We start from the raw sequence: 21,023 nt of genomic DNA on the forward strand, positions 1-21,023 counted from the left end.
TAACTTTCAAAAAGAAAACTTGTATGAAGCATGCCTATATCTCAATAGAGCCAATATAGTATCTCGTGGTAGGAGCAACGCTCAGCTAAAACCTAAAGATTCTAAAAATGCTCTATCATTTTTTAATTTTAAATATTTTCAAACCTATCTCTCCTCCTCTCTCATATTTCTTTAGATTCACACACTTATAAAAAGCATATAGAGATATTTCAATCTTAGCTATTATGAATATATACTTTATGGTATGTGTCTTTACACCTTTTGCTGTATAGAGTAGTGATATTTCTCAATTTGATATAACCAAATACCTTAATTACACTTTGTGCTTTATTTGGTTTTTTCTTATGTTCCAGTCTTATTATTGTCTATCTTACAAGTTTCTTTTATAAAACAAGACTCTTAAAACTAGGAATCGTTGCTCTAAACGTGATTGCTAGTCCTTTAAGTAAATATGTGGATTTGGCAGTGGAATAATCGTATGCGGAGTGCTTGGAATGCGCTTTTATAGGTAAAAGTGTATAGCTTGTAGCATTACAAGCTATTTTGATAGACTTATTTGCTGTATGGTGCATAAGTTATCTATTTTAACAATATAGAATCCTTGAGGACAGAGCATTTAGATATACCAGATTCATAAAATTATAAGGATATATTCTATCTTTGCATAACGATTTGGGGCATTAAGTTAAGGATAAGGAGAACATTATTGTTTTGTTTTTGATGGTTTTAGTGGCTCACATTTGAGAATCATTGTTGAGCAATTCCCCCATTTAAAAGAATCTTGTGAGGGATTATATATTACCCAAACACTATTTTGCTTGATGAGCACATTACGAAGACAGCACATACAATTTTAACTGATGAAAGGCTCTTTGCCTTTCATAGTAGAGATATAGGTGGTTTGCAAGTATATTCACAAAATGCAGCTAAAGCATTCAAAGCGACTTATAATGTCTTTCATCAGCGGAGTTAAGATGTACTTTCATTTGATATGTCTCATATTGATAGTGCAGATTCACAAGAGGGTATTGCTATCTATGAGAACAGGGAGAGTTATTTTCCTTTGTTTGAATGTTAAAGAAATACTCAAAGAAGTAAGGGTAAATAACCGCCCCCCCCCCCATAGGCGAAATGTTATCCATTGGACTATTTTACTTCATTAAGAATGAGTTATGTATTTTGTTAAGGGGGCAAGCACTACCTTACAAAGTGTGTATGCACTGATGTATATTGAGTAAAGCACTCACATTCTCTGCAACGTTCATAATGAAGAGAATGTTTTAAGATAAACCTTTACAATACCAAAAGCGCTTTTAGAATCTAAACAAATGATTGGTAGGTCCGTTGCCTTTGCCAAGTTTTAAGGAATATAAAATCGCATAAAAAACATAGTCCTTTGCTTTCTTTATGGCTTGCAGGGTATCGAGTCCAAGTGCGAGATTTGCCGCGATAGCGGAGCTTAGAGTGCAGCCTGTGCCATGTGTGTTGCTAGTGGCAATCTTAGGAGATTCTAAAATATGAAATGCCCCATTATAAAACACATCATCAGCGTTATTTGTGCTATGCCCACCTTTAAGTAGCACCGCCTTTGCACCCATATCATAGAGCCTTTGCGCTGCCCTTTTCATATCATTGATATGAGCAATCTCAAAGCCGCAAAGCTCCTGTGCTTCTGGGATATTGGGCGTTAGCACATTGCTATATTGCAAAATCTGCTCTTTAAAAGCCACGCGACAATCCTTAGGCATTAGCGGAAAGCCATTTTTTGCAAACATCACAGGGTCAATCACTACATTTTGAGGCTTGTAGAATCTAAGATTTTCAGCCACGCATTCTATAATCGCATTTGAGCCGAGCATTCCTATCTTTGTCGCCTGTGGAGGAATGTCCTCAAATACGGCTTGTATCTGCTCACTGATACATTGAGGCGGCACATCATAGCTAGAAATCACACGTGCGGTATTCTCTGCTACCACGCTTAAGATTACACTCATACCAAAGCATTTATGCGCAGCAAAGGTCTTTAAATCCGCCTGAATGCCCGCTCCACCGCTGCAATCACTCCCTGCAATACTAAGCACAGGAATAGCACTTTGAGTTTGTGGCTGCATAAGTTCTTGATTGTTTGTATCATTATGAGACATATTTATCCTTTGCAATAATAAAATAAAAGCCTATTATAGTGGATTCCAAGTAATCTATTACCTAGGGCACATCGAAACTAATAAGTAGCATTTTGCTTTCTTCTAATGCGCCAGTAGGCAATGTAGCCTATCACGCACACGATGACAAAGCCTAATGTATAGATTCCGGCTTGTTTGACGATATTTCTAATTTCTATTTCTGCCTCGGTTGGGGATTTTGACGTAAAGGCGTGAATTATAGAATCTATACTCATATTTGAGCCAAACCACACACCCGCATAGTAGCCAATAATAGTGAGGATAACTACCCAAATCCCCGCTCCAAGCGATGTATAAAAGCAAAATTTCGCAAGATTCATTCGTGCGAGTCCAGCAGGGAGGGAGATGTATTGCCTCACCACAGTGATAAGCCGCCCAACAAATGTGCTAATAGGTCCGTGCTTAAGAAAGAAAGCCTCCATTTTCTGCATAGTTTGCTCGGTAAAAAAGACATATTTGCCATACGTGATAAGAAATTCTCTGCCAAATTTTAATGCAAGATAGTAGTTAAACAACGCTCCTGCTAAAGAGCCACCAATACCACAAAGCACGGCAATAATGGCATTCATCTCGCCTTTATATACTAAATATCCCGCAGGTATCATTACTACTTCGGAGGGGAAGGGGAAGAAGCTAGATTCTAAAAACATCATTATAAAAATCCCTACATAGCCTAAAGCACCCACCATTTCGACAATGGCGTTAATAATATCTCCTAGCACACCCATAAATATTTACTCCTTAACATAAAATGCTATCCCTGTTATTGTTTTAGTTTGATATAATGCCATATTTTTACAGATTCTGCATTTAATCTAGCATTTAAGAGGCATTTATGAAAGAACTATTTGAGGGAGCTATTAAGTTTCGCGAGGAGGATTATAATGAGCATAAGGACTTATATGAAAGTTTAAAAAAGTGGCAAGAGCCTCATACATTATTTATCACTTGCACGGATTCTCGTGTCGTGCCAAATCTTATTACCAATGCTTTGCCCGGCGATTTGTTTGTTATACGTAATATGGGAAATATCGTCCCACCTTATCTAGGGCGTGATAAGGGCATACGTGGCGGGTATCTAGCGACAACTTCAGCGATTGAATATGCTTTAAGCATTTTGGGTATTAAAAATGTTATCATTTGTGGACATAGCGATTGCGGGGCTTGTTCGGCGATTTATGAAGATGCTCAAAAGTTAGAAAATGCGCCGTATGTGAAAAAATGGATAGAGCTTTTAGAGCCAGTGAGGCAAAAGGTAGATGAGCTAAAGCCTAATTCTAAAGCAAAGCGCACATGGCTTATGGAGCAGATGAATATCGAGCATCAGTTGGAAAATTTAATGAGCTATCCTTTTGTGGAGGAGCGATTTGATAGGGGTGAGCTTAATATTTATGGTTGGTATTATATTATCGAAACAGGCGAGATTTTTAACTATAATATGATTCAGCGTGAGTTTAAGCCTATTAATAAAGTAAAATAAGGAGGAAGCAATGATTTTGATGAGTGGACCTTGTGTGATTGAGAGTTATGAGGCTCTAAGTGCGGTGGCAGAGGGGTTAAAACCGTTAAATGAGAATCCACATATTGATTTTTATTTTAAGGCGAGTTTTGATAAGGCAAACCGCACGAGTTTAGAGAGTTATCGCGGACCGGGCTTAGAGGCAGGGCTTGAAATGCTAGGGCAAATCAAAAAGCAATTTGGCTATAAGATTATTACTGATATTCACGAGAGCTACCAAGCTCCAAGTATCGCAAAAGTGGCAGATGTGATACAGATTCCCGCGTTTTTGTGTCGGCAGACAGATTTGATTGTCGCTGTGGCGAAGACGGATCGCATTGTTAATATCAAAAAAGGGCAGTTTATGAATCCTGCGGATATGCAGCATAGTGTGCTAAAAGCGATAAAGACACGTGGCGGCACACAGGCGAATTATGAGCAGTCGCAAAAATATAATGTATGGCTTACAGAGCGGGGCAGCAGCTTTGGCTATGGGAATCTTGTCGTAGATATGCGCTCACTTGTGATAATGCGACACTTTGCGCCTGTGATATTTGATGCAACTCATAGTGTGCAAATGCCCGGTGCAGCAGGAGGCAAGAGCGGAGGTGATAGCTCATTTGTACCGTATTTGGCTAGAGCGGCAGCGGCTGTGGGGGTAGATGGATTCTTTATGGAGACGCATTTAAATCCTAAAGAAGCCCTAAGCGATGGTCCCAATATGGTGCAAACAGACGCGCTTATCCCACTTGTAGCACAGCTTGAGGCATTAGGGAATTTTGTAAAATAACATTAAGGAGGATTCTATGAATATTATCGAGGGTAAATTACAGCTAATGGGCGATGAGCGAATCGCCATTATCAGCGCACGTTTCAATCATCTCATTACTGATAGATTGGTAGAGGGGGCTAAGGACTGCTTCTTGCGGCATGGCGGACGTGATGAAATGCTTGATTTAGTGCTTGTGCCCGGAGCGTATGAAGTGCCTTTTGCATTACAAAAGATTCTCTCTCAAGGCGAATACGATGGCGTATGCTGCTTAGGTGCGGTCATACGAGGTGCTACACCGCATTTTGATTATGTTTCAGCGGAGGCGACTAAGGGTATAGCTAATGTTACGCTCAAATATGGCGCACCTGTAACTTTTGGTATTTTGACAACTGATAGTATCGAGCAAGCTATTGAAAGAGCGGGGACAAAGGTAGGAAACAAGGGCTTTGAATCAATGGCAGGGCTTATTGAGCTGATTAATCTCTATAGGAATCTTGGGGCATAGATGGCTACACGCACACAGGCTAGAGAAGCAGTAGTGGGAATGCTGTATGCCTATGATATGGGAAATAGCGATATTTTGCTCACCGCTCGTAGTATTTTAGATGAAAAAAAGATTAAAAATAAGCAGCAGGACTTTGCATTCTCGCTTTTGCAAGGCGTGATAGAGCATATCGTGCAGATTGATAAAAGTATTATTCCGCATTTGAAAGAATGGGATTTTGCGCGGCTAGGCGGTATGGAGCGCGCTATGCTACGGCTTGGGACATATGAGATACTCTATACTGATACGGATACGCCTGTGGTGATTAATGAAGCAGTAGAGCTAGGTAAACTCTATGGTGGCGAGGATAGCGCCCCGAGATTTATCAATGGTGTGCTTGATGCACTAAGCAAAACACACAAAAAAGATATAGATTTTAATCCCTCACAGACATCATAAAGGAGAGATATGACACTCTGCATTGCCCTTGATAACCCTACTTTGAAAGAAAATATCGCGCTAGTAGATTCACTCTCTGCTCTTTTACCTACACAAAAGGAGCACATTTGGCTAAAGATTGGGCTAAGGAGCTTTATCCGTGATGGCATTAGCGGCATAGAGGCGTTAAAGAAATATGGCAATTATAAAATCTTCCTTGATTTGAAGCTTTATGATATTCCTAACACAATGCTTGATGCGATTATGGAGATGTCTCAAATAGGTGTTGATATGCTCACAATCCACACAAGCTGCGGATTTGAAGCGATGAAAATGATTGCTCAATTAAAAGAGAGCAAGGAGGGATTGCCCCTTATTATTGGTGTGAGTGCGCTTACAAGCTTTGATAATGATGATTTTATGGAGATATACAATGTCCCGCTTTTCTCACATACGCTTAAACTCTCTTCTTTGGCTTATCGTGCAGGGATTGATGGAGTGGTGTGTTCCGTGCAGGAGGGCAGGGCGATTAAGCAAATAACGCAAAATACTTTTCTCACCATCACACCGGGAATTCGCCCGTTTGGCGAGGAAGCAAATGATCAAAGACGTGTGGCGACACTGCAAGACGCTAAGGCGGCAATGAGTGATTTTGTAGTCATTGGTCGTCCTATCTACAAGGCGGAAAACCCCCTTAGCATAGTAGAGAGAATCTTGCAAAGCAAGGCTATGCAATGAATGCAGAAAAAACCCAATCTCAAGGCTTTGATATTATCATCGGCAATCCGCCTTATATCGATTATCGTAAGATTGATGGGAAAACAAAAACATCTTTAAGTGAAACTTCATCGGTTTATAAAAAAAGCAAAGAGGGAAGTATATATGTATATTTCCTTGAGAGATTTCTCTTAATGCTCGCAGATAAGGGAAATGTTAGCTTTATTAATCCTATTGCATATATTTGCCAAGATTCAGGAAAGGGTATAAGAACATTTATTGACAATAACCTTACCCTTAAGCAGATGCTTGATGTTTCAAATATAAAAGTCTTTGAAAACGCTGCTACTTATACCTGTGTCAATATTTTTTCTCATAAAAATAAGCGCACAATCACAAAATATGGGCAAACAAACGATAAGGACATTTCACATATACAATGGAAGCCTATTCAAAATGAGAAAATTGAGAATCTATCAGTATTTTTAGATTCCATAAGTGCCAAGATATTTAATGCAAATTATCCAAAACTTAGTGATTTTTGTCGTATCTTTTGCGGTTTATCTAAAGCAGGTTTTAGGGCTGATGTCTCTTGTATTCCTAGTGAAATAAATAGAAAATTTTTAGAATCCTCCAATATTTTTAAATATAGCTTTAAAAATGCTAAATTCATTGATAAAATCAAAGATTATTACACGCAAGAAAAAATTAATATTTTTGAAAAACAAGAATTGATATTTATGGCAAGAATGACAGATTCTATACGATGTTGTATTGCTCCTAATGGATATTTTGGCGGAAAAGTCAATGTTTTGTATCAATTTAATATAGACAGAAAATATATTCTAGGCATACTTAATAGTCGATTAATGAGCTATTTTTATGCAAAAAAATATTTTGCTTCACATATGCAAGGGGGTGCATTTGGCTTTGATACTTTAAGTGTGGGAAGTTTGCCTATTCCCCAAATCACGGATTCTAATCGCCATATTGCTGATAAAATCATCGCTTTAGTAGAGGCAATTTTAGCTATTAATGCCCCCTCCCCAACCCCTCCCGCCAAGGGAGGGGCTAGTATCTGTTCCTCCTCTGTGGCAGGGGATTTCTCTCCTAATTCCCTCTCCATTAAGAAGGGCAACTCTGCTTTAATTCCCCCTCCCTCTGCGGAGGGGGTTAGGGGGAGGAGAGAATCCCATACAAGCCAATCTCTTATTCTGCAAAGGCAAATTGATAGCTTAGTCTATCAGCTTTACAACCTAAATTCTAAAGAAATCGCAATCATTGAATCTGCTCAAAAAGCAGGGGGTAATATATGAAAGTCATACACCACATAGCGGATTTACAAAGCCATCGCAAGGATTTGCCATATATGCAAAGCATAGGGCTTGTGCCGACTATGGGTGCGTTGCATCAAGGGCATTTGAGCCTTATAGAATCTTCGCTTAAAGGCAATGATTGCACGATTGTCTCTATTTTTGTCAATCCTACGCAATTTGGGGTAAATGAGGATTTTAGTGCATATCCACGCACATTGGAGCAGGATATTGCATTATGTGAGAGGGCGGGAGTTGATGTAGTATTTGCTCCAAGTGCGCAAGAGATGTATGGTAGTGATGAAATAAGCTTCAATCCGCCTGTGAAAATGGGCTATGTTTTAGAGGGGTTTGACCGCCCTACGCATTTTGCAGGTGTGATACAAATCGTGCTAAAGCTTTTTTGCCTTGTTATGCCCCATAGGGCATATTTTGGATGCAAAGACGCCCAGCAGGTGCTGATTATTCAAAAGATGACAAAAGATTTGTTTTTGCCTATTGAGATTGTGCCTTGCCCGATACAAAGGGATAGCGATGGCTTGGCTCTTAGCTCACGCAATGTCTATTTGAGCACAAAGGAGAGGGAAGCTGCGCTTTGTATCCCTCGCACGATTATGCACCTTCAGGCAGAAATAGAAAGAGGGCAGATGTGTGTAGAATATTTACAACCGCTTGTAGCAGAGGGTTTGCAAGATGTCGATAAGGTGTTTTATGCGGGGTTTTTTAGCCATACTTTAGAGCCGCTCGCACATATTATTAAGGGCAATAGTATATTTCTAGTTGCTGCGAGAGTAGGGCAAACGCGCCTTTTGGATAATTTATGGATTTAAAGATAAAGGTAGGGTAATGTATAAAAAGATGTTTTTAGCTTTGGGAATGTGGAGCAGCCTGTGGGCTTATGATAGTATTGATGATGCGCTAGAGAATGGCATTTCAAGCGGCGATATTACCTTTTATGGTAACTATACAAGCGGCGTGAAAAGCACAACAAATCCTGCTTTGAAAAATGACTTAAGCGAAGCAGGATATGCGGTAGCAAGTGTGGGCTTAGCCTATCATTCTGCGTTTTGGAAGTATTTGCGTGTGGCGGTGAGCTTCCGCGCGGTAGGGACATTATATGAATATGATAAAGATTCTCAATGGAGTGGAAATGCACTCTTAAACAATCCCGGACGCTATGGCACAGGTGATGCTTCAAGGGATTTTTATATGAATGACCGCACTATGCTTGGGCAATCCTATATAGAATATTTTGATGGTGATACGAGCATTAGAATGGGGCGGGTGTTTGCGGATTTTGAATGGGCGGATAGGCTCATAGATGGTGTGAATATCCGCAATCGTTCCTTGCCTAATACGCTCATTGAGGCATTATGGGTAAAGAGCAATGGCTATGTGCAATATAACAAAATGACAGGATTCTATAATGTTAATCCACACAATGCACTAGGGCTGACACAGGCGAGTTTTAAGTATCATATTGGCGATAAGTTTAGTCTTAAATTCTATGGTATGGCAAATCCTGAAATATTCTATGCAGCAGGAATAAAGGCAAGTGCGAGATATGAAAGTTCACAATCTTATATCGGCTTGAGCGGACATTTTACCACAAGCTTTGAGCAAACCTATGGTAGGGCAAATGGCGAGTATGGCAATGGTTATAATACCGATGTGAAAATATATGTGGGCGTCAAGGAGATGGCTGAAGCAAGTGGAGGCTTTATCGCAAGTGGCGCGAATATCGGCTGGGGGTCGCTCAATACGCTTGGCAATAGTGTGAGTCCGTTTTTTATGTGGGGTGGCAGGGCATTACTAGAGGGTGTTGATGCGAATTTATGGTATGGGAAAGTGATGTTTGCTATTGATAGAGTGAGCTTTGCAGTAGTGTATGGCAGCACGAAATTCCGCGCAATAAGCCTTAATAACATACAAAATCCTTATGACAGGATAAATGAAGTCAATCTCTTGCTTGATTTTGGCTTTACAGAACATTTAAGCGCGATTTTAAATGTGCTTAATACGCACGGGGGTGCACAGAGGTATTATCCACATACCACAAATGTGAATCTTGGTATGAAGCTCGCATTTTAAGTAGTTGTGCTATTTAGCATAATGAGAGAAACTTAAGAATAAATATGAATTTTATTGACTTAAGATGCTAAAGTAAGTTAGAATATCACCTTTAGAATCTAGCAAATCTTATGACATTTAGGATACACGTCTTATGACATTTAGGATACACGATGAAAACAATTATGATTGTATGCGTAGGGCAGCCCAATGTGGGTAAAAGCTCTCTTATCAATAAAATCTGCGGAGCGCATTTAAAAGTAGGGAACTTTACTGGCGTAACCATTGAAAAACACGAGGCGCAGATAGAACACAAGGGCTATATGCTAAAAATCATCGATTTGCCCGGCACTTATTCACTGAATGATTATTCCTTTGAGGAGCGCGTAACACGGCAGTTTTTAGAAAATGAAAAATATGATGTAATCCTTAATGTAGCAGATTCTACGAATTTGGAGCGGTGCTTATTCCTTAGCACACAGCTTTTGGAGCTGCATACACCTATGTGCTTGGCACTTAATATGAGTGATGAGGCAAAAAAAGAGGGAATCCACATTGACACGCAGATTTTAGGTAGCATACTTGGCGTGGAATGCGTGAGCGTATCGGCATTTTATGGTGAGAATATGGATATGCTGCTTGATACACTCATCAAGGTAGCTACACAAGATTCAAAGTCAAATAAGCGCGTATATGCAGACTTTTTAGAAAATGAAATTTTAGCATTGGAAGATTTTCTTAGTCAAAAGCATTATGATGAGGTGGAGCAGCTAATAAAGCAGGGACGTAAGGATATACAAAATATGCGCGATGTGGCTATTAAGCTTTTAAAGCAGGATAATGCGCTAAGTAAGGCATTGCACGATAAGGGCTGTTGGGGTGAGATAAGTGCTTTTGCCCAAAAATGCATTAATAAGCTCTATACACAAAGTGGGGAAAAAAATGTGCGAGATATTTTTAATAATGATGTTCTTGGTTTCGCAAAGGGCGCAAGTATGGAATCTAGCCATCTAAGTGCGGAAAAGAGAGTGTCCCTCACGCAAAGGATAGATGACATTTTGCTTAATAAGTATCTAGGCATACCTATATTTTTGTTGTTGATGTGGGCTTTGTTTCAGCTTACATTTTATTTGGGAGAGTTTCCTAAGGAGTGGATTGAAGATAGTATGCAGATGTTTGGGGAATGGGTGGAGGAGCATCTACCCTATGAGTTTTTGGCTTCTTTGCTCTCTGGTGGGGTTATCGCGGGGGTTGGAGCGGTTTTAAGTTTTCTACCTCATATTTTGATACTCTTTTTTGGAATCGTGCTATTAGAAAGTACGGGATATATGGCACGTGTGGCGTTTTTGCTCGATGGATTCTTTCATAAGTTTGGTTTGCACGGGAAAAGCTTTATCCCGCTTGTAACAGGCTTTGGCTGCTCTGTCCCAGCATTTATGAGCGCAAGAATGTTAAAAAACCGCAATGATAGAATGCTCACACTCTTTATTATTAACTTTATGAGCTGTGGCGCGAGGCTACCTGTTTATACGCTTTTTATCGGAGCGTTTTTTGCTCCGCAGGTGGCGGGTAATGTTCTCTATGGTGTGTATATCTTTGGCGCATTGGTGGGGCTATGTATGGCAAAGATTCTTAAACTCACAGCGTTTAGTGGGGATGATGAGCCATTTGTGATGGAAATGCCTAAGTATCGCTTGCCAAGTGCGCGGCTTGTGGCTTTTGGTATATGGCATAAGGCGATGGGATATGTGAAAAAAGCCGGGACATATATTCTCCTTGCTTCTGTGATTATTTGGGTAGGGACACAATTCCCTAAGAATCCAGCTCTAGAAGCGCAAATGAGTCAATCTGTAGAAACACTAGAGGAGCGTATGGAGGAAGCAAATGATGAGGAAAGGGAGGCATTGCAAGAACAGATTGATGAGATAGAGCATAATTATCAGGCGGCATTAGTGGAGCAAAGCTATCTAGGGCGTATAGGACAGTTTATACAGCCTGTGTTTATACCTATGGATTTTGATTGGAAGCTTTCAGTGTCGCTTCTTAATGGGCTTTTGGCAAAGGAGATGATTATCTCAAGTATGGGAGTGTTGTATGCACTTGGCAATGATATAGATGAGAATAATGACATGCCTTTACGCGATATATTGCGGGAGTATATTTCTCTGCCCACAGCTATTGCTTTTATTTTGTTTATTATGTTTTATAATCCCTGTTTTGCCTCAAGCATTGTCTTTGGCAAGGAGGCAGGTGGAAAGCGATATATTGCATATTTGTTTCTTTTTACAAGTGTGGTGTCATATATCTTTGCCCTTGTAGGATATAACATTGCGCGGTGGATTGTAGAGTAGGGTATTGTTCAATCACTTTTGAATAACAAATAAAACAAAGCTTTTTTCATTTTGTAAGGGATAATTTTCCATCATTTAGGAGTTTATACTCAAGTTTTGGAATGCTAAAGGGCAGTGGAATGGCTGATGTATTGTATAAACGTATTTAAAAAACTAGCATATAATTTGTGGTTCTTAAGATTGTATATGAGTTAAAGGAGAGCAGATGCGTGTATTTCAAATGTCTAAAAAATGGCTTGTTGTAGTCTTTATGTGTGTGTTTAGCGTATGTATGGCGAGTGCTTTTGATAAAGAAATCACACATAAGGATTTTGCGATTACCTTCTCAAGTGCTAAAAACTTCACTGCGGGGCAAAATAATTTTGAAGTCGTAATCAAAAAAGATGGTAAGGTAATTAAGCCCACAGAGCTTAAGATAACTTTTGGTATGCCTGAAATGTCCGGTATGCCAAAGATGACCGAAGAGGCGCAAATGAGTGCAAGTGGTGATAAGTTTAGTGGAGTGGTGAGCTTCCCGCACGGGGGGACTTGGCAGATTAGAATCATATTTATCGTTGATGGCACTAAATATCAAGCAAAAAGCAGTATTGATTTTTAATTGTGATAAAAATGCGTTATGCTCCTTTGATTCTTGCTCTCGCGTTCTTTATGCTAAGTGCCTTAAATGCAGGAGAGAGTCTCACGGAGGAGTTTAGCGCGCTCTTGCAAAATGAGCTTAGTAAGAATGAAAAGATAAAGCAGCTCGAATATGAAATACAGGCTTTAGAACATCAATCTAGAGCAGAATCTAAATGGGATAACCCTAGCCTTAGCTTTGGAATGAGTAATGCCCAAGTGCCTACGCCGCTTAACCTTAGCGCAAATGATATGCAAAATATTTTTGTGAGTGTGGGGCAGAATCTTGATATTAATGCTAAAAGGAATCTGCAAGGCACAATCACTCGTAAACAATCCAATATCAAGCTCCTTGAGCTTAAATCTTTGAAAAATCAATACATACTTTCTATGCTTATAGAATCTATTAACGTTAAGAAAAATCAGCAGATTCTTGTCTTTACCCAAGATGCGATTAAGAATCTTGATGTGCTTATGGCGAGTTTGCACAAATCAAGTAACTTTAACCCCTTGCAGCTTAATAAGCTTAATCTCCTAAAAGCAAAGCTACAAATCAAGCAAAATGATATACAAAACCAACTACAAACATCGCATATTGTTATAAGCGAAGTGAGTTTTGAACATACAACCAATCTCACGCCACCTACGCCTGATGAAAAGGCTTTAAAATCTGTCCAAAGGGCAGATTTTATAAAAGATATTTTGCAAAATAATTATGAGATTCAAATCGCCCTTTTGCGCGATAGTATCGCAAAAGATTCTCTTAATCTTGCCAAAAAGTCCTATATTGGAGATTTAACTATAAGTGGTAGTTATATGTATCGTGTCTCAAAGCCTGATATGTTTGCCCTCTCACTCTCTATCCCACTGCCTATTTATGGCAAAGAAAGGCAGCTTGTCAAGCAGGGTAGCTATGAAAATATGCTTTCCCAAAGCGGCATTGCAGAGATGCAAAATACTATCAAGCACACAGCCTTTAATCTCCAAGCTAAACTCACAAATTTGCAGGAAAATCTTAAACTTATTGAGGATACTTTGTTGCCCTCAAATCAAAAAATAAGTAATCTCTACAAGCACCACTCCACAAGCCAAAGTAGTGCATTTTTAGAGTTTTATAATGCAATGAATGATGAGATTGATACACATATCTTGCGTTTAGAGATGCTCGCTCAAATGTATATTGCATATTGGAATCTTAGAAGCCTTAAAGGGGAGATATGAAGCTTACATTTATATGTGCCATTGTGTTGGCAAGTGTGTTTGCAATGGCGGCTCAAAAGCCTCAAGCGGTATTTAGCATACCTACCATTAGCCCGAAAAAGCAAAATATCGCACAAATCAAACAATATTATGCCACTATTAGCGCTGATGAAAGCCGCAATATAAGCCTTAGTGTGCGGGTAGATGGCTTCATACAAAAGCTTTTTGTGGATAAGATTTATACACAAGTAGCAAAAGGAGAGCCGCTTTTTTCACTGTATTCAGCAGAGCTAATTGATGCACAAAGCGAGTTTCTAGCTACAAGAAACAGGCTTTCAAATGAAAAATTAGCACTTTTAGGCGTGGATTCTAAAGAGATTGATAAGATAGCAAAAACGCATAAGATTCTTAATGAAGTAACATTTTATGCACCTATTGATGGCGTAGTCTTTACAAAAAATGTGAATGTGGGAAGTGGCGTCAAAAAGGGCGATGAGGTGTTTAGAATCATCAACCTTGATAAAGTGTGGGCGATAGCGAGTATTAATCAAGAGGATTTAGCATTTTTAAAAGCAAGTAGCACGAAGGCATATATAATGTTTGAAGGCAATAGTGAAAAAATCCCTGCAGAGCTTGAAATGGTGTATCCGCAGGTGAGTGAGGGCTTTTTAAAAGCGCGTTTTGTGATAGATAATGCTAAGGGTGATATTTTCCCTGATATGTTTGCCTATGTGTTTATAGAATCTCCTGCTACCCAGAGGCTGACATTACCAAGTAATGCCGTGCTTTACAAGGATAGGAAGTATTTTGTGTTTGTGGAGGATGATGGGGCATTTTTACCCCAAGAAGTGGAGGCTAAACGCATTATGGGCACGAAGTTTTATGAGATTTTAAGTGGGGTAGATGAAAGTCAAAAAGTCGCTCAAAATGCGCTGTTTATTTTGGATTCTGATGCGCAAAATAATGGAGATTATGAGTGATAAATCATATTATTGTATGGAGCGTGAGAAACAAGCTCATCGTACTTTTAGCGGTTTTTTTACTCACTTTGCTTTCACTCTATTTTTTACAAAAGCTAAGGCTTGATGCGCTGCCGGATTTAACGCCACCTCAAGTCATCGTGCAAGTAGATTTCCCTAATCAAAGTGCGAAAATTATCGAGGAACAAGTAACTTATCCGCTTACAAGCTCCCTTATGGCAATTGCTAACGTGGAGAGTGTGCGGGGGATTTCAGGTTATGAGAATGCACTCATTTATGTGATTTTTAAGGATAAGACGGATTTGTATTGGGCGCGAAGTCGCGTTTTAGAGCAATTAGCCCAAGTGAGCAATCTTCCACCGAATGCGAAAATTGCCTTGGGGAGCGATTCTACAAGTGTGGGTTGGGCGTATCAATATGCCCTTATTAGCAAGACAAAGGATTTAGCAGAGTTAAGGAGTTTGCAGGATTTTTATTACAAATATGCACTACTAGGTATTGATGGAGTGAGTGAGGTCGCTACTATCGGGGGCTTTAGGCAAAATTATGAAATCACATTAGATAATGCAAAGCTTGTGCGCTATGATGTGGATTTAGCGGAAGTAACTGCTGCGGTGGCCAGGGCGAATAATGAGAGTGGGGGAGGTGTGATATTTGAAGCGGGATTTGAGAAGATTATCCGCGCAAATGGCTATATCAAGGGCATTGAGGATTTAGAAAATATTGTCATTAGAGTGATAGATTCTACACCATTGCGCGTGAGTGATGTCGCTTCTGTGCGACTTGTCCCCGCACCTCGTAGGGGGTCTGCGGATTTAAATGGGCAGGGGGAAGTAGTCGGCGGGATTGTGATGGTAAAATATGGCGGTAATACCTATGACACCTTGCAGAGAATCAAAGAGAAAATTGCACATCTCAATCAAAGTCATAATGAAGTACAGATTCAAAGCGTGTATGATAGGAGTGAGCTTATCCAAAAGGCGATTTTTCATCTCTTGGGGACATTGCTTGAGGAGAGTGTTATTGTTTTGCTTGTGAGTGCGGTATTTTTGCTGCATTTTAGAAGTGCGCTTATTATCATTGTTACTTTGCCGCTATGTGTGCTGTATAGCTTTTTACTGATGGCGATTTTTGGGATAGAATCTAGTATTATGAGTTTAGGGGGTATTGCTATTGCTATTGGGGCGATGGTCGATGCGGCGATAGTGATGATAGAAAATGCACATAAGAATCTCGCCCATAAGCCTGTATATACTGAATATGAGAGAAGGGAGACAATCCTTAAAAGCGCACAGCAGGTAGGTGCATCTGTATTTTTTGCTTTGATTATTATTGTCGTGTCTTTTCTACCTATTTTTGCTTTAAGCGGACAGGAGGAGCGACTTTTTACGCCCTTAGCCTTTACTAAAACCTTTGCTATGCTTATTGGGGCGTTGCTCTCTATCACTATCGTGCCTATTTTAATGCTAATATGTATCAAGGGTAAGATTATCCCTGAAGATAAAAATGTGATCAATACCTTTTTTATCCGCATTTATGAGAAAGCACTCACTTTTGCATTAAAAATCAAATGGATATTTTTAGCTCTGTGTTTATTATTTTTAAGCCTTTTGTATGTGATATATAAACATCTCAATTGGGAATTTATGCCTCAAATCAATGAGGGTGTGGTGATGTATATGCCTGTGAGTCATGTATCGATGAATATACAAACAGGCTTAGCCTATCTCAAAAAGGTAGATTCTATACTTTATAGCTTTGATGAAGTGGAGCTTGTCTTTGGCAAGGTGGGGAGAGCAAATACAAGCACAGACCCAGCACCCCTGTCTATGCTAGAAGTGTATGTGCATTTAAAGCCACAATCACAATGGCAGGAGAAAATCTCTTATGCGCAGCTACGCGATAAGTTTGAGGATGCTTTGCAGATTGCGGGGCTTACGAACTCTTGGACTTATCCTATACGCGGACGCACAGATATGCTTTTAACCGGCATTCGCACACCTTTAGGGATTAAGCTTTATGGGAATGATAGAAAGATATTGCAAGATGTATCTTTACAGATAGAATCTCGCCTTAAAACCCTAGAACAAACACTCTCTGTCTTTGCAGAGAGGGCAAATAGCGGGTATTATGTGGATTTAAATATCAATGATGAGAAATTAGCTCGATATGGGCTATCAAAAGAAAAGATATTTAATGTCCTTAATTCCGCGCTAGGGGGTATTGAAATTACAAGGCAGATTAATGGCGTGGAGAATTATCCTATTTCTGTGCGTTTGCAAGATGTGCAGAGAAATGATATTGAATCTATCAAAGAAATTTTTGTCAAAACTAACTTTGGATTCCGTCCTTTAGGGAGTTTGGTAGATGTGGAGTATGTGAATGCACCTATGGAGCTAAAGAGTGAAAAGGGCTTGGGGGTGAATTTTATCTATATCACGCCTAAGTATAATGTAAGTGCAAAGATATACAAGGAGCTTGCTACGCAAGCTTTAAGCGATATTGAGTTGCCTAATGGGTACTATTATGAATTTAGCGGGGAGAGCGAGTATCTGCAAAAGGCGCTTGATACATTAAGCTACATCGTGCCTTTAAGTATATTTGCGATTTTTATTTTGATTTTTTTAGCCTTAAGACATTGGGGTTATACCTTGCTTTGCTTTTTGACATTGCCTTTTGCGATTTTAGGGGGATTTGTGATGATGGAGATACTAGGTTATAACCTTAGCATAGCCGGTATTGTGGGGTTATTGGCATTGCTTGGGATTGCGGCTGAAACAAGCATTGTGATGTTGCTCTATTTACAGCAAAGCTACAAAGATACGCAAAGCATTGCCCAATACATTACGATAGAAAGCTTGAAATCGTGCGTGATGAGAGGCGCGGCACAAAGAGTGCGCCCAAAACTAATGACGGCAATAAGCATTATCGCTTCTTTAATGCCTATTATGTATGCTCAAGGTGTGGGAAGCGAGATAATGAAAGCCATTGCAGCACCTATGCTAGGAGGAATGATAACAAGTGCACTTTTGACACTTTTTATTATACCGATATGCTTTTATTTGATGATATTGAAAAAGGAGGGATTCTCTTTGTCCTAGACAAAGAGAATGAAAGTTTTTAGTGCTTATGCTCACCAGCGTGCATAGGGCAGCCACTAGCTTCATCAAAGCCATAAGCTTTTTTGTCTGCATCGCTCATTTTTTCTACACGAGCTTTTACACCTTCTTTTAGGGCTTTTTTATAAGCGCGAAGCTCTTTAGCATTCCAACTATCAGTAGCTTTTTCAAAGGCTGCTTTTACTTTTTCCATATATTTAGGCTTATTCTTTTCGCTCATTTTAGCCACTCTTTTGCGCACTTCCAATGCTAAATCAACAGCATCTTCACCCTTTAGTGTGCCTTGAAGTTTCACCAAATCATCGTCTTTTTTCTTGCTAAGGTCGATACCATAGCCAAAAGAAAAAGCCAAAGCCGCTACCAACAAAATTTTAGTTACTTTCATAACTGCTCCTTTATGATGAAATTGAGATGATATTGTTAAGCATTTTGGCTTAATTTTATATAAAAAATAAGAGTAATTCTATAAATTAAAGAGTGATGTATGCTTTTTGAAAAATGGAAAAATAATTTGAAACACAAATCAATAGATTTTATCAAGAGGAGGGCTATATCTTCAATTGTTGAAAAATGATGTGTTGTTGGTGGGTATAAAATTATAATCCTTAAAGATAATTTTGATAAAACTAAAATTAAGTAGATTTTAATCTGCAGAGGGTAGAGATTCTATAGATTCCACCCCTGCGCCCTTTAGCAATTGCTGAATTTTTTCGCTTTTGTTTGCAATGCCCTGATTGCCCTCATACTTTTTCATCACATCTTCATACGTTTTAGAAAGTGTGCCAATATTCTGTCCTAGTTTCTCCAAAGTCCCCTCAAATCGTCTAATACTCTCAAAAAGCCTGTGAATCTCCTCAAAAATCTTATCAATATTTTTGTTGCGATATTCCATCTGCCATAGATTATTGATGATTTTCAAAACCGCCATAATTGTAGTAGGAGAGACAAGCACCACACCTTTTTGATACGCCTCATCATAGAGGTTTGCATTATGCTGCATGGCTTCTAAAAATGCCCCCTCAATAGGAATAAACATCAGCACAAAATCAAGCTTTTGTCCTTGAGTGTATTGCTGATAGCCTTTCAGGCTTAAGCCCTTAAAATGCGTCCTTATAGAATCTGCTAAATCTTTTTGGGCTAAGATTCTATCCTGCTCGCTTTGAGCATTGCATAGCCTTTCATACGCAATAAGCGAGGTTTTTGCATCGACTATCACGCACCGCTCCTCACCATTGCTTCTAGGAAGCTTGATAATAGCATCTGGACGGAGTTTATTATGCTCCTCATCGTGCATATTAGCTTGTAGTTCATATTCACGCCCCTCTTGCAATCCACTACTTTCAAACACCCTTTGCAAGATAATTTCCCCCCAATTTCCCTGCGTTTTATTCTCGCCCTTAAGGGCATTTGTGAGATTATGCGCATCAGTTGAAAGCTGCATATTGAGCTTGTGAAGCTGCTCTATTTGTGTGCTAAGGGTAGTATGCTGCTTAATAGTGCTCGTGTGGCTTTCATAAAGCTGTTTTGAGAATCTGCTGATTTCATCTTTTAGAGGTTGCAGGGAAAGGGTTTGATTTTCATTGAAAATTTGTGTATTTTTTTGCAAAATATCCGCCCCCAAAGCCTTAAAGGCATTTTTTAGCTCCTCTTTGTTTTTCTCCTCTCTTTTTTGCGCCTCCTCCTGTGTGAGCGTGTATTGCTCTTGTAAATGCTGCAAAAGCTGCTGTGCGTGTGTCTTTTCCTGTGCTATTCGCTCCTCAAAATGCCTTTGCATATCTTCTAATCGCTGCGTAGAACTAGATTCTATCATTTGCATATTGCTTTGTGCCTGTGTGAGCGAGGTAGAGAGGCTTTGAATCTGTGTTTTGTATTGCTCTATCTCATATTGATATGTGGATTTTAGGGCTTTTAATGTGCTTTTCTGCCATATCCACATACCCAAAGCCCCACATATTAGCCCTATACAACCGATAGAAATCATTTCAGCTATCATAATGAAACTCCCCGCTTTTCCCACCACTCTTAGAATCCAAGTGAATGTGATGAATCTCCATACGCTTATCAATGGCTTTCAGCATATCATAAATGGTAAGTAGCCCGATACCCACGCCTGTGAGCGCCTCCATCTCCACGCCGGTTTTACCCTCACACTTTACCAACACGCCAAGCTTAATGCTATGGGTCTTTTCATCGGGCGTAATATCGACATTGATTTTATTGATGATAAGCGGGTGGCACATAGGAATGAGTTCGCTTGTTTTTTTACTCCCCATAATCGCGGCAATAATCGCAGTTTGCGTGATTGAACCTTTTTTACCCGTGTGAGTGATAGCTGCTTTGAAAGCTGCCGCGCTCATAGTGATAATGCCACTCGCATAAGCCTCACGTGTAGTAATGTGCTTATCGCTCACATCGACCATTGTGGGATTGTGATGTTCATTAAGATGAGTAATCTGCATAATGCTCCTTTATGTTATGTTTCTATGTTATTGGGGTTTCACGCCGCATAAGGCTCTTGCTTCGCACGATATAAAATCCAGCTTCGCACTTGAGGGATGCACTTATAACCACACTTCGTTTGGTTCTCAAGTGAGTTTCTAAGGTATAGAATCTCTATTCCTAGCCTCTTAGTAGCGCGAAGGGGATAAGGGTTAAAATCTTCTTTGTGAAAAATAGAATACAAAATTCTTTATAATAATGCAAATACTCCTACTTAATTTTACGAGATTCGCCTTACTACCTTAAGTATGCTTTAGGATTTAGGGCGATAGGCTTGAATGTATTGTGTATTGGGGTAAATATAATTTCCTTCGATTAAATCAATACAATAAGGCACAGCGGGGAATACCGCTGCTAGACATTCTTCAATGCTTTTGGGCTTACCCGGGAGATTGATAATCAAAGATTTGCCTCTAATACCCGCACTCTGCCGCGATAAAATCGCCGTAGGCACATATTTTAGACTCACACTTCGCATAAGCTCCCCAAAGCCGGGTAACATCTTTTGACATACATTTTGTGTCGCTTCGGGCGTTACGTCTCTCTTTGCTGGGCCTGTGCCACCAGTGGTAACAATTAAATCACAGCCTTGCTTATCGCTTAAATCTTTGAGGCAAGATTCTATCTCTTGCTGCTCATCACTCACAATATGATAGTGGTATTGGCAAGGATTAAGGATATAGCGCTCAAGCACTTCCTGTATTGCCTTGCCCGATATATCTTCATATATGCCTTGTGCAGCTCTATCACTAGAGACAAGCACGCCAATATGGATTGTCTGCAT

20 protein-coding genes are annotated in these 21,023 nt (G+C 39.6%); 14 read left to right on the top strand and 6 right to left on the bottom strand.

Annotation, left to right across the window (positions count from 1 at the left end; all coding sequences use genetic code 11):
* Positions 1-814 precede the first annotated feature (814 nt).
* A complete protein-coding gene (locus tag V3I05_RS09105; protein ID WP_295701618.1) occupies positions 815-973 on the top strand; it encodes a hypothetical protein in 159 nt (52 codons plus the stop codon).
* A 340-nt stretch (positions 974-1,313) separates the two neighbouring features.
* Here V3I05_RS09105 and thiD read toward each other — a convergent pair whose 3' ends face one another.
* Positions 1,314-2,111 carry a bifunctional hydroxymethylpyrimidine kinase/phosphomethylpyrimidine kinase gene (gene thiD / locus V3I05_RS09110; RefSeq protein WP_300448295.1) on the bottom strand — a complete coding sequence of 266 codons (798 nt, stop codon included), beginning with the start codon at positions 2,109-2,111 and terminating at the stop codon, positions 1,314-1,316.
* Positions 2,112-2,221: 110 nt separating this feature from the next.
* Positions 2,222-2,911, bottom strand: a complete 690-nt coding sequence (locus tag V3I05_RS09115) for a DedA family protein (protein ID WP_343353395.1) — start codon at positions 2,909-2,911, stop codon at positions 2,222-2,224.
* 107 nt (positions 2,912-3,018) lie between these two features.
* Here V3I05_RS09115 and V3I05_RS09120 point away from each other — a divergent pair, with 107 nt between their 5' ends.
* The 13 genes from V3I05_RS09120 to V3I05_RS09180 all read left to right on the top strand — a co-directional run bounded on the left by V3I05_RS09120 (position 3,019) and on the right by V3I05_RS09180 (position 17,722).
* The gene (locus V3I05_RS09120) at positions 3,019-3,663 is read left to right on the top strand and encodes a carbonic anhydrase (RefSeq protein WP_300448289.1); all 645 of its coding nucleotides are present in this window, start codon (positions 3,019-3,021) and stop codon (positions 3,661-3,663) included.
* Positions 3,664-3,673: 10 nt separating this feature from the next.
* A complete protein-coding gene (gene kdsA / locus V3I05_RS09125) occupies positions 3,674-4,471 on the top strand; it encodes a 3-deoxy-8-phosphooctulonate synthase (RefSeq protein WP_300448287.1) in 798 nt (265 codons plus the stop codon).
* 16 nt (positions 4,472-4,487) lie between these two features.
* Entirely contained in the window at positions 4,488-4,958 is a 471-nt protein-coding gene (gene ribH, locus V3I05_RS09130; RefSeq protein WP_295701611.1) for a 6,7-dimethyl-8-ribityllumazine synthase, read from the top strand.
* The gene (gene nusB / locus V3I05_RS09135) at positions 4,959-5,396 is read left to right on the top strand and encodes a transcription antitermination factor NusB (protein WP_295701609.1); all 438 of its coding nucleotides are present in this window, start codon (positions 4,959-4,961) and stop codon (positions 5,394-5,396) included.
* 9 nt (positions 5,397-5,405) lie between these two features.
* Positions 5,406-6,113: an orotidine-5'-phosphate decarboxylase gene (pyrF, locus tag V3I05_RS09140; protein ID WP_300731842.1), complete on the top strand. Its 708-nt coding sequence runs from the start codon at positions 5,406-5,408 to the stop codon at positions 6,111-6,113.
* On the top strand, positions 6,110-7,408 hold the full coding sequence (locus V3I05_RS09145; protein WP_343353398.1) for an Eco57I restriction-modification methylase domain-containing protein: 1,299 nt from the start codon (positions 6,110-6,112) through the stop codon (positions 7,406-7,408). The genes pyrF and V3I05_RS09145 overlap by 4 nt, the downstream gene beginning before the upstream one ends.
* Positions 7,405-8,235: a pantoate--beta-alanine ligase gene (gene panC, locus V3I05_RS09150; protein WP_295701602.1), complete on the top strand. Its 831-nt coding sequence runs from the start codon at positions 7,405-7,407 to the stop codon at positions 8,233-8,235. Before V3I05_RS09145 ends, panC begins: the two co-directional genes overlap by 4 nt.
* A 16-nt stretch (positions 8,236-8,251) precedes the next feature.
* Positions 8,252-9,496: an Opr family porin gene (locus tag V3I05_RS09155; RefSeq protein WP_343353401.1), complete on the top strand. Its 1,245-nt coding sequence runs from the start codon at positions 8,252-8,254 to the stop codon at positions 9,494-9,496.
* Positions 9,497-9,648: 152 nt separating this feature from the next.
* Positions 9,649-11,826 carry a ferrous iron transport protein B gene (feoB, locus tag V3I05_RS09160; protein ID WP_343353403.1) on the top strand — a complete coding sequence of 726 codons (2,178 nt, stop codon included), beginning with the start codon at positions 9,649-9,651 and terminating at the stop codon, positions 11,824-11,826.
* Between the two features lie 205 nt (positions 11,827-12,031).
* Positions 12,032-12,424 (top strand): FixH family protein, encoded by a 393-nt coding sequence (locus tag V3I05_RS09165; RefSeq protein ID WP_295701596.1) that lies wholly within the window; start codon positions 12,032-12,034, stop codon positions 12,422-12,424.
* 11 nt (positions 12,425-12,435) lie between these two features.
* Positions 12,436-13,662 carry a TolC family protein gene (locus tag V3I05_RS09170; RefSeq protein ID WP_295701595.1) on the top strand — a complete coding sequence of 409 codons (1,227 nt, stop codon included), beginning with the start codon at positions 12,436-12,438 and terminating at the stop codon, positions 13,660-13,662.
* Positions 13,659-14,621: an efflux RND transporter periplasmic adaptor subunit gene (locus V3I05_RS09175; RefSeq protein ID WP_343353404.1), complete on the top strand. Its 963-nt coding sequence runs from the start codon at positions 13,659-13,661 to the stop codon at positions 14,619-14,621. Before V3I05_RS09170 ends, V3I05_RS09175 begins: the two co-directional genes overlap by 4 nt.
* Positions 14,618-17,722, top strand: a complete 3,105-nt coding sequence (locus V3I05_RS09180) for a CusA/CzcA family heavy metal efflux RND transporter (RefSeq protein WP_343353405.1) — start codon at positions 14,618-14,620, stop codon at positions 17,720-17,722. The genes V3I05_RS09175 and V3I05_RS09180 overlap by 4 nt, the downstream gene beginning before the upstream one ends.
* 19 nt (positions 17,723-17,741) lie before the next feature.
* Here V3I05_RS09180 and V3I05_RS09185 read toward each other — a convergent pair whose 3' ends face one another.
* From V3I05_RS09185 to mog, 4 genes are all read right to left on the bottom strand, one after another.
* Entirely contained in the window at positions 17,742-18,125 is a 384-nt protein-coding gene (locus V3I05_RS09185) for a DUF1104 domain-containing protein (RefSeq protein WP_343353406.1), read from the bottom strand.
* 258 nt (positions 18,126-18,383) lie between these two features.
* Positions 18,384-19,733 (bottom strand): DNA recombination protein RmuC, encoded by a 1,350-nt coding sequence (locus V3I05_RS09190; RefSeq protein WP_295701585.1) that lies wholly within the window; start codon positions 19,731-19,733, stop codon positions 18,384-18,386.
* A complete protein-coding gene (gene moaC, locus V3I05_RS09195) occupies positions 19,723-20,199 on the bottom strand; it encodes a cyclic pyranopterin monophosphate synthase MoaC (protein WP_295701583.1) in 477 nt (158 codons plus the stop codon). Before moaC ends, V3I05_RS09190 begins: the two co-directional genes overlap by 11 nt.
* Positions 20,200-20,492: 293 nt before the next feature.
* Positions 20,493-21,023: a molybdopterin adenylyltransferase gene (gene mog / locus V3I05_RS09200; RefSeq protein WP_295701620.1), complete on the bottom strand. Its 531-nt coding sequence runs from the start codon at positions 21,021-21,023 to the stop codon at positions 20,493-20,495.

Source organism: Helicobacter mastomyrinus (assembly GCF_039555295.1).
GTDB classification, from domain to species: Bacteria; Campylobacterota; Campylobacteria; order Campylobacterales; family Helicobacteraceae; genus Helicobacter_C; species Helicobacter_C mastomyrinus.

Bases quoted from the DNA above. Each gene is read 5' to 3' on its own strand.
- thiD (WP_300448295.1), bottom strand. From the start codon at position 2,111: ATGCAGCCACAAACTCAAAGTGCTATTCCTGTGCTTAGTATTGCAGGG.
- V3I05_RS09115 (WP_343353395.1), bottom strand. From the start codon at position 2,911: ATGGGTGTGCTAGGAGATATTATTAACGCCATTGTCGAAATGGTGGGT.
- V3I05_RS09120 (WP_300448289.1), top strand. From the start codon at position 3,019: ATGAAAGAACTATTTGAGGGAGCTATTAAGTTTCGCGAGGAGGATTAT.
- kdsA (WP_300448287.1), top strand. From the start codon at position 3,674: ATGATTTTGATGAGTGGACCTTGTGTGATTGAGAGTTATGAGGCTCTA.
- ribH (WP_295701611.1), top strand. From the start codon at position 4,488: ATGAATATTATCGAGGGTAAATTACAGCTAATGGGCGATGAGCGAATC.
- nusB (WP_295701609.1), top strand. From the start codon at position 4,959: ATGGCTACACGCACACAGGCTAGAGAAGCAGTAGTGGGAATGCTGTAT.
- pyrF (WP_300731842.1), top strand. From the start codon at position 5,406: ATGACACTCTGCATTGCCCTTGATAACCCTACTTTGAAAGAAAATATC.
- V3I05_RS09145 (WP_343353398.1), top strand. From the start codon at position 6,110: ATGAATGCAGAAAAAACCCAATCTCAAGGCTTTGATATTATCATCGGC.
- panC (WP_295701602.1), top strand. From the start codon at position 7,405: ATGAAAGTCATACACCACATAGCGGATTTACAAAGCCATCGCAAGGAT.
- V3I05_RS09155 (WP_343353401.1), top strand. From the start codon at position 8,252: ATGTATAAAAAGATGTTTTTAGCTTTGGGAATGTGGAGCAGCCTGTGG.
- feoB (WP_343353403.1), top strand. From the start codon at position 9,649: ATGAAAACAATTATGATTGTATGCGTAGGGCAGCCCAATGTGGGTAAA.
- V3I05_RS09165 (WP_295701596.1), top strand. From the start codon at position 12,032: ATGCGTGTATTTCAAATGTCTAAAAAATGGCTTGTTGTAGTCTTTATG.
- V3I05_RS09170 (WP_295701595.1), top strand. From the start codon at position 12,436: ATGCGTTATGCTCCTTTGATTCTTGCTCTCGCGTTCTTTATGCTAAGT.
- V3I05_RS09175 (WP_343353404.1), top strand. From the start codon at position 13,659: ATGAAGCTTACATTTATATGTGCCATTGTGTTGGCAAGTGTGTTTGCA.
- V3I05_RS09185 (WP_343353406.1), bottom strand. From the start codon at position 18,125: ATGAAAGTAACTAAAATTTTGTTGGTAGCGGCTTTGGCTTTTTCTTTT.
- V3I05_RS09190 (WP_295701585.1), bottom strand. From the start codon at position 19,733: ATGATAGCTGAAATGATTTCTATCGGTTGTATAGGGCTAATATGTGGG.
- moaC (WP_295701583.1), bottom strand. From the start codon at position 20,199: ATGCAGATTACTCATCTTAATGAACATCACAATCCCACAATGGTCGAT.
- mog (WP_295701620.1), bottom strand. From the start codon at position 21,023: ATGCAGACAATCCATATTGGCGTGCTTGTCTCTAGTGATAGAGCTGCA.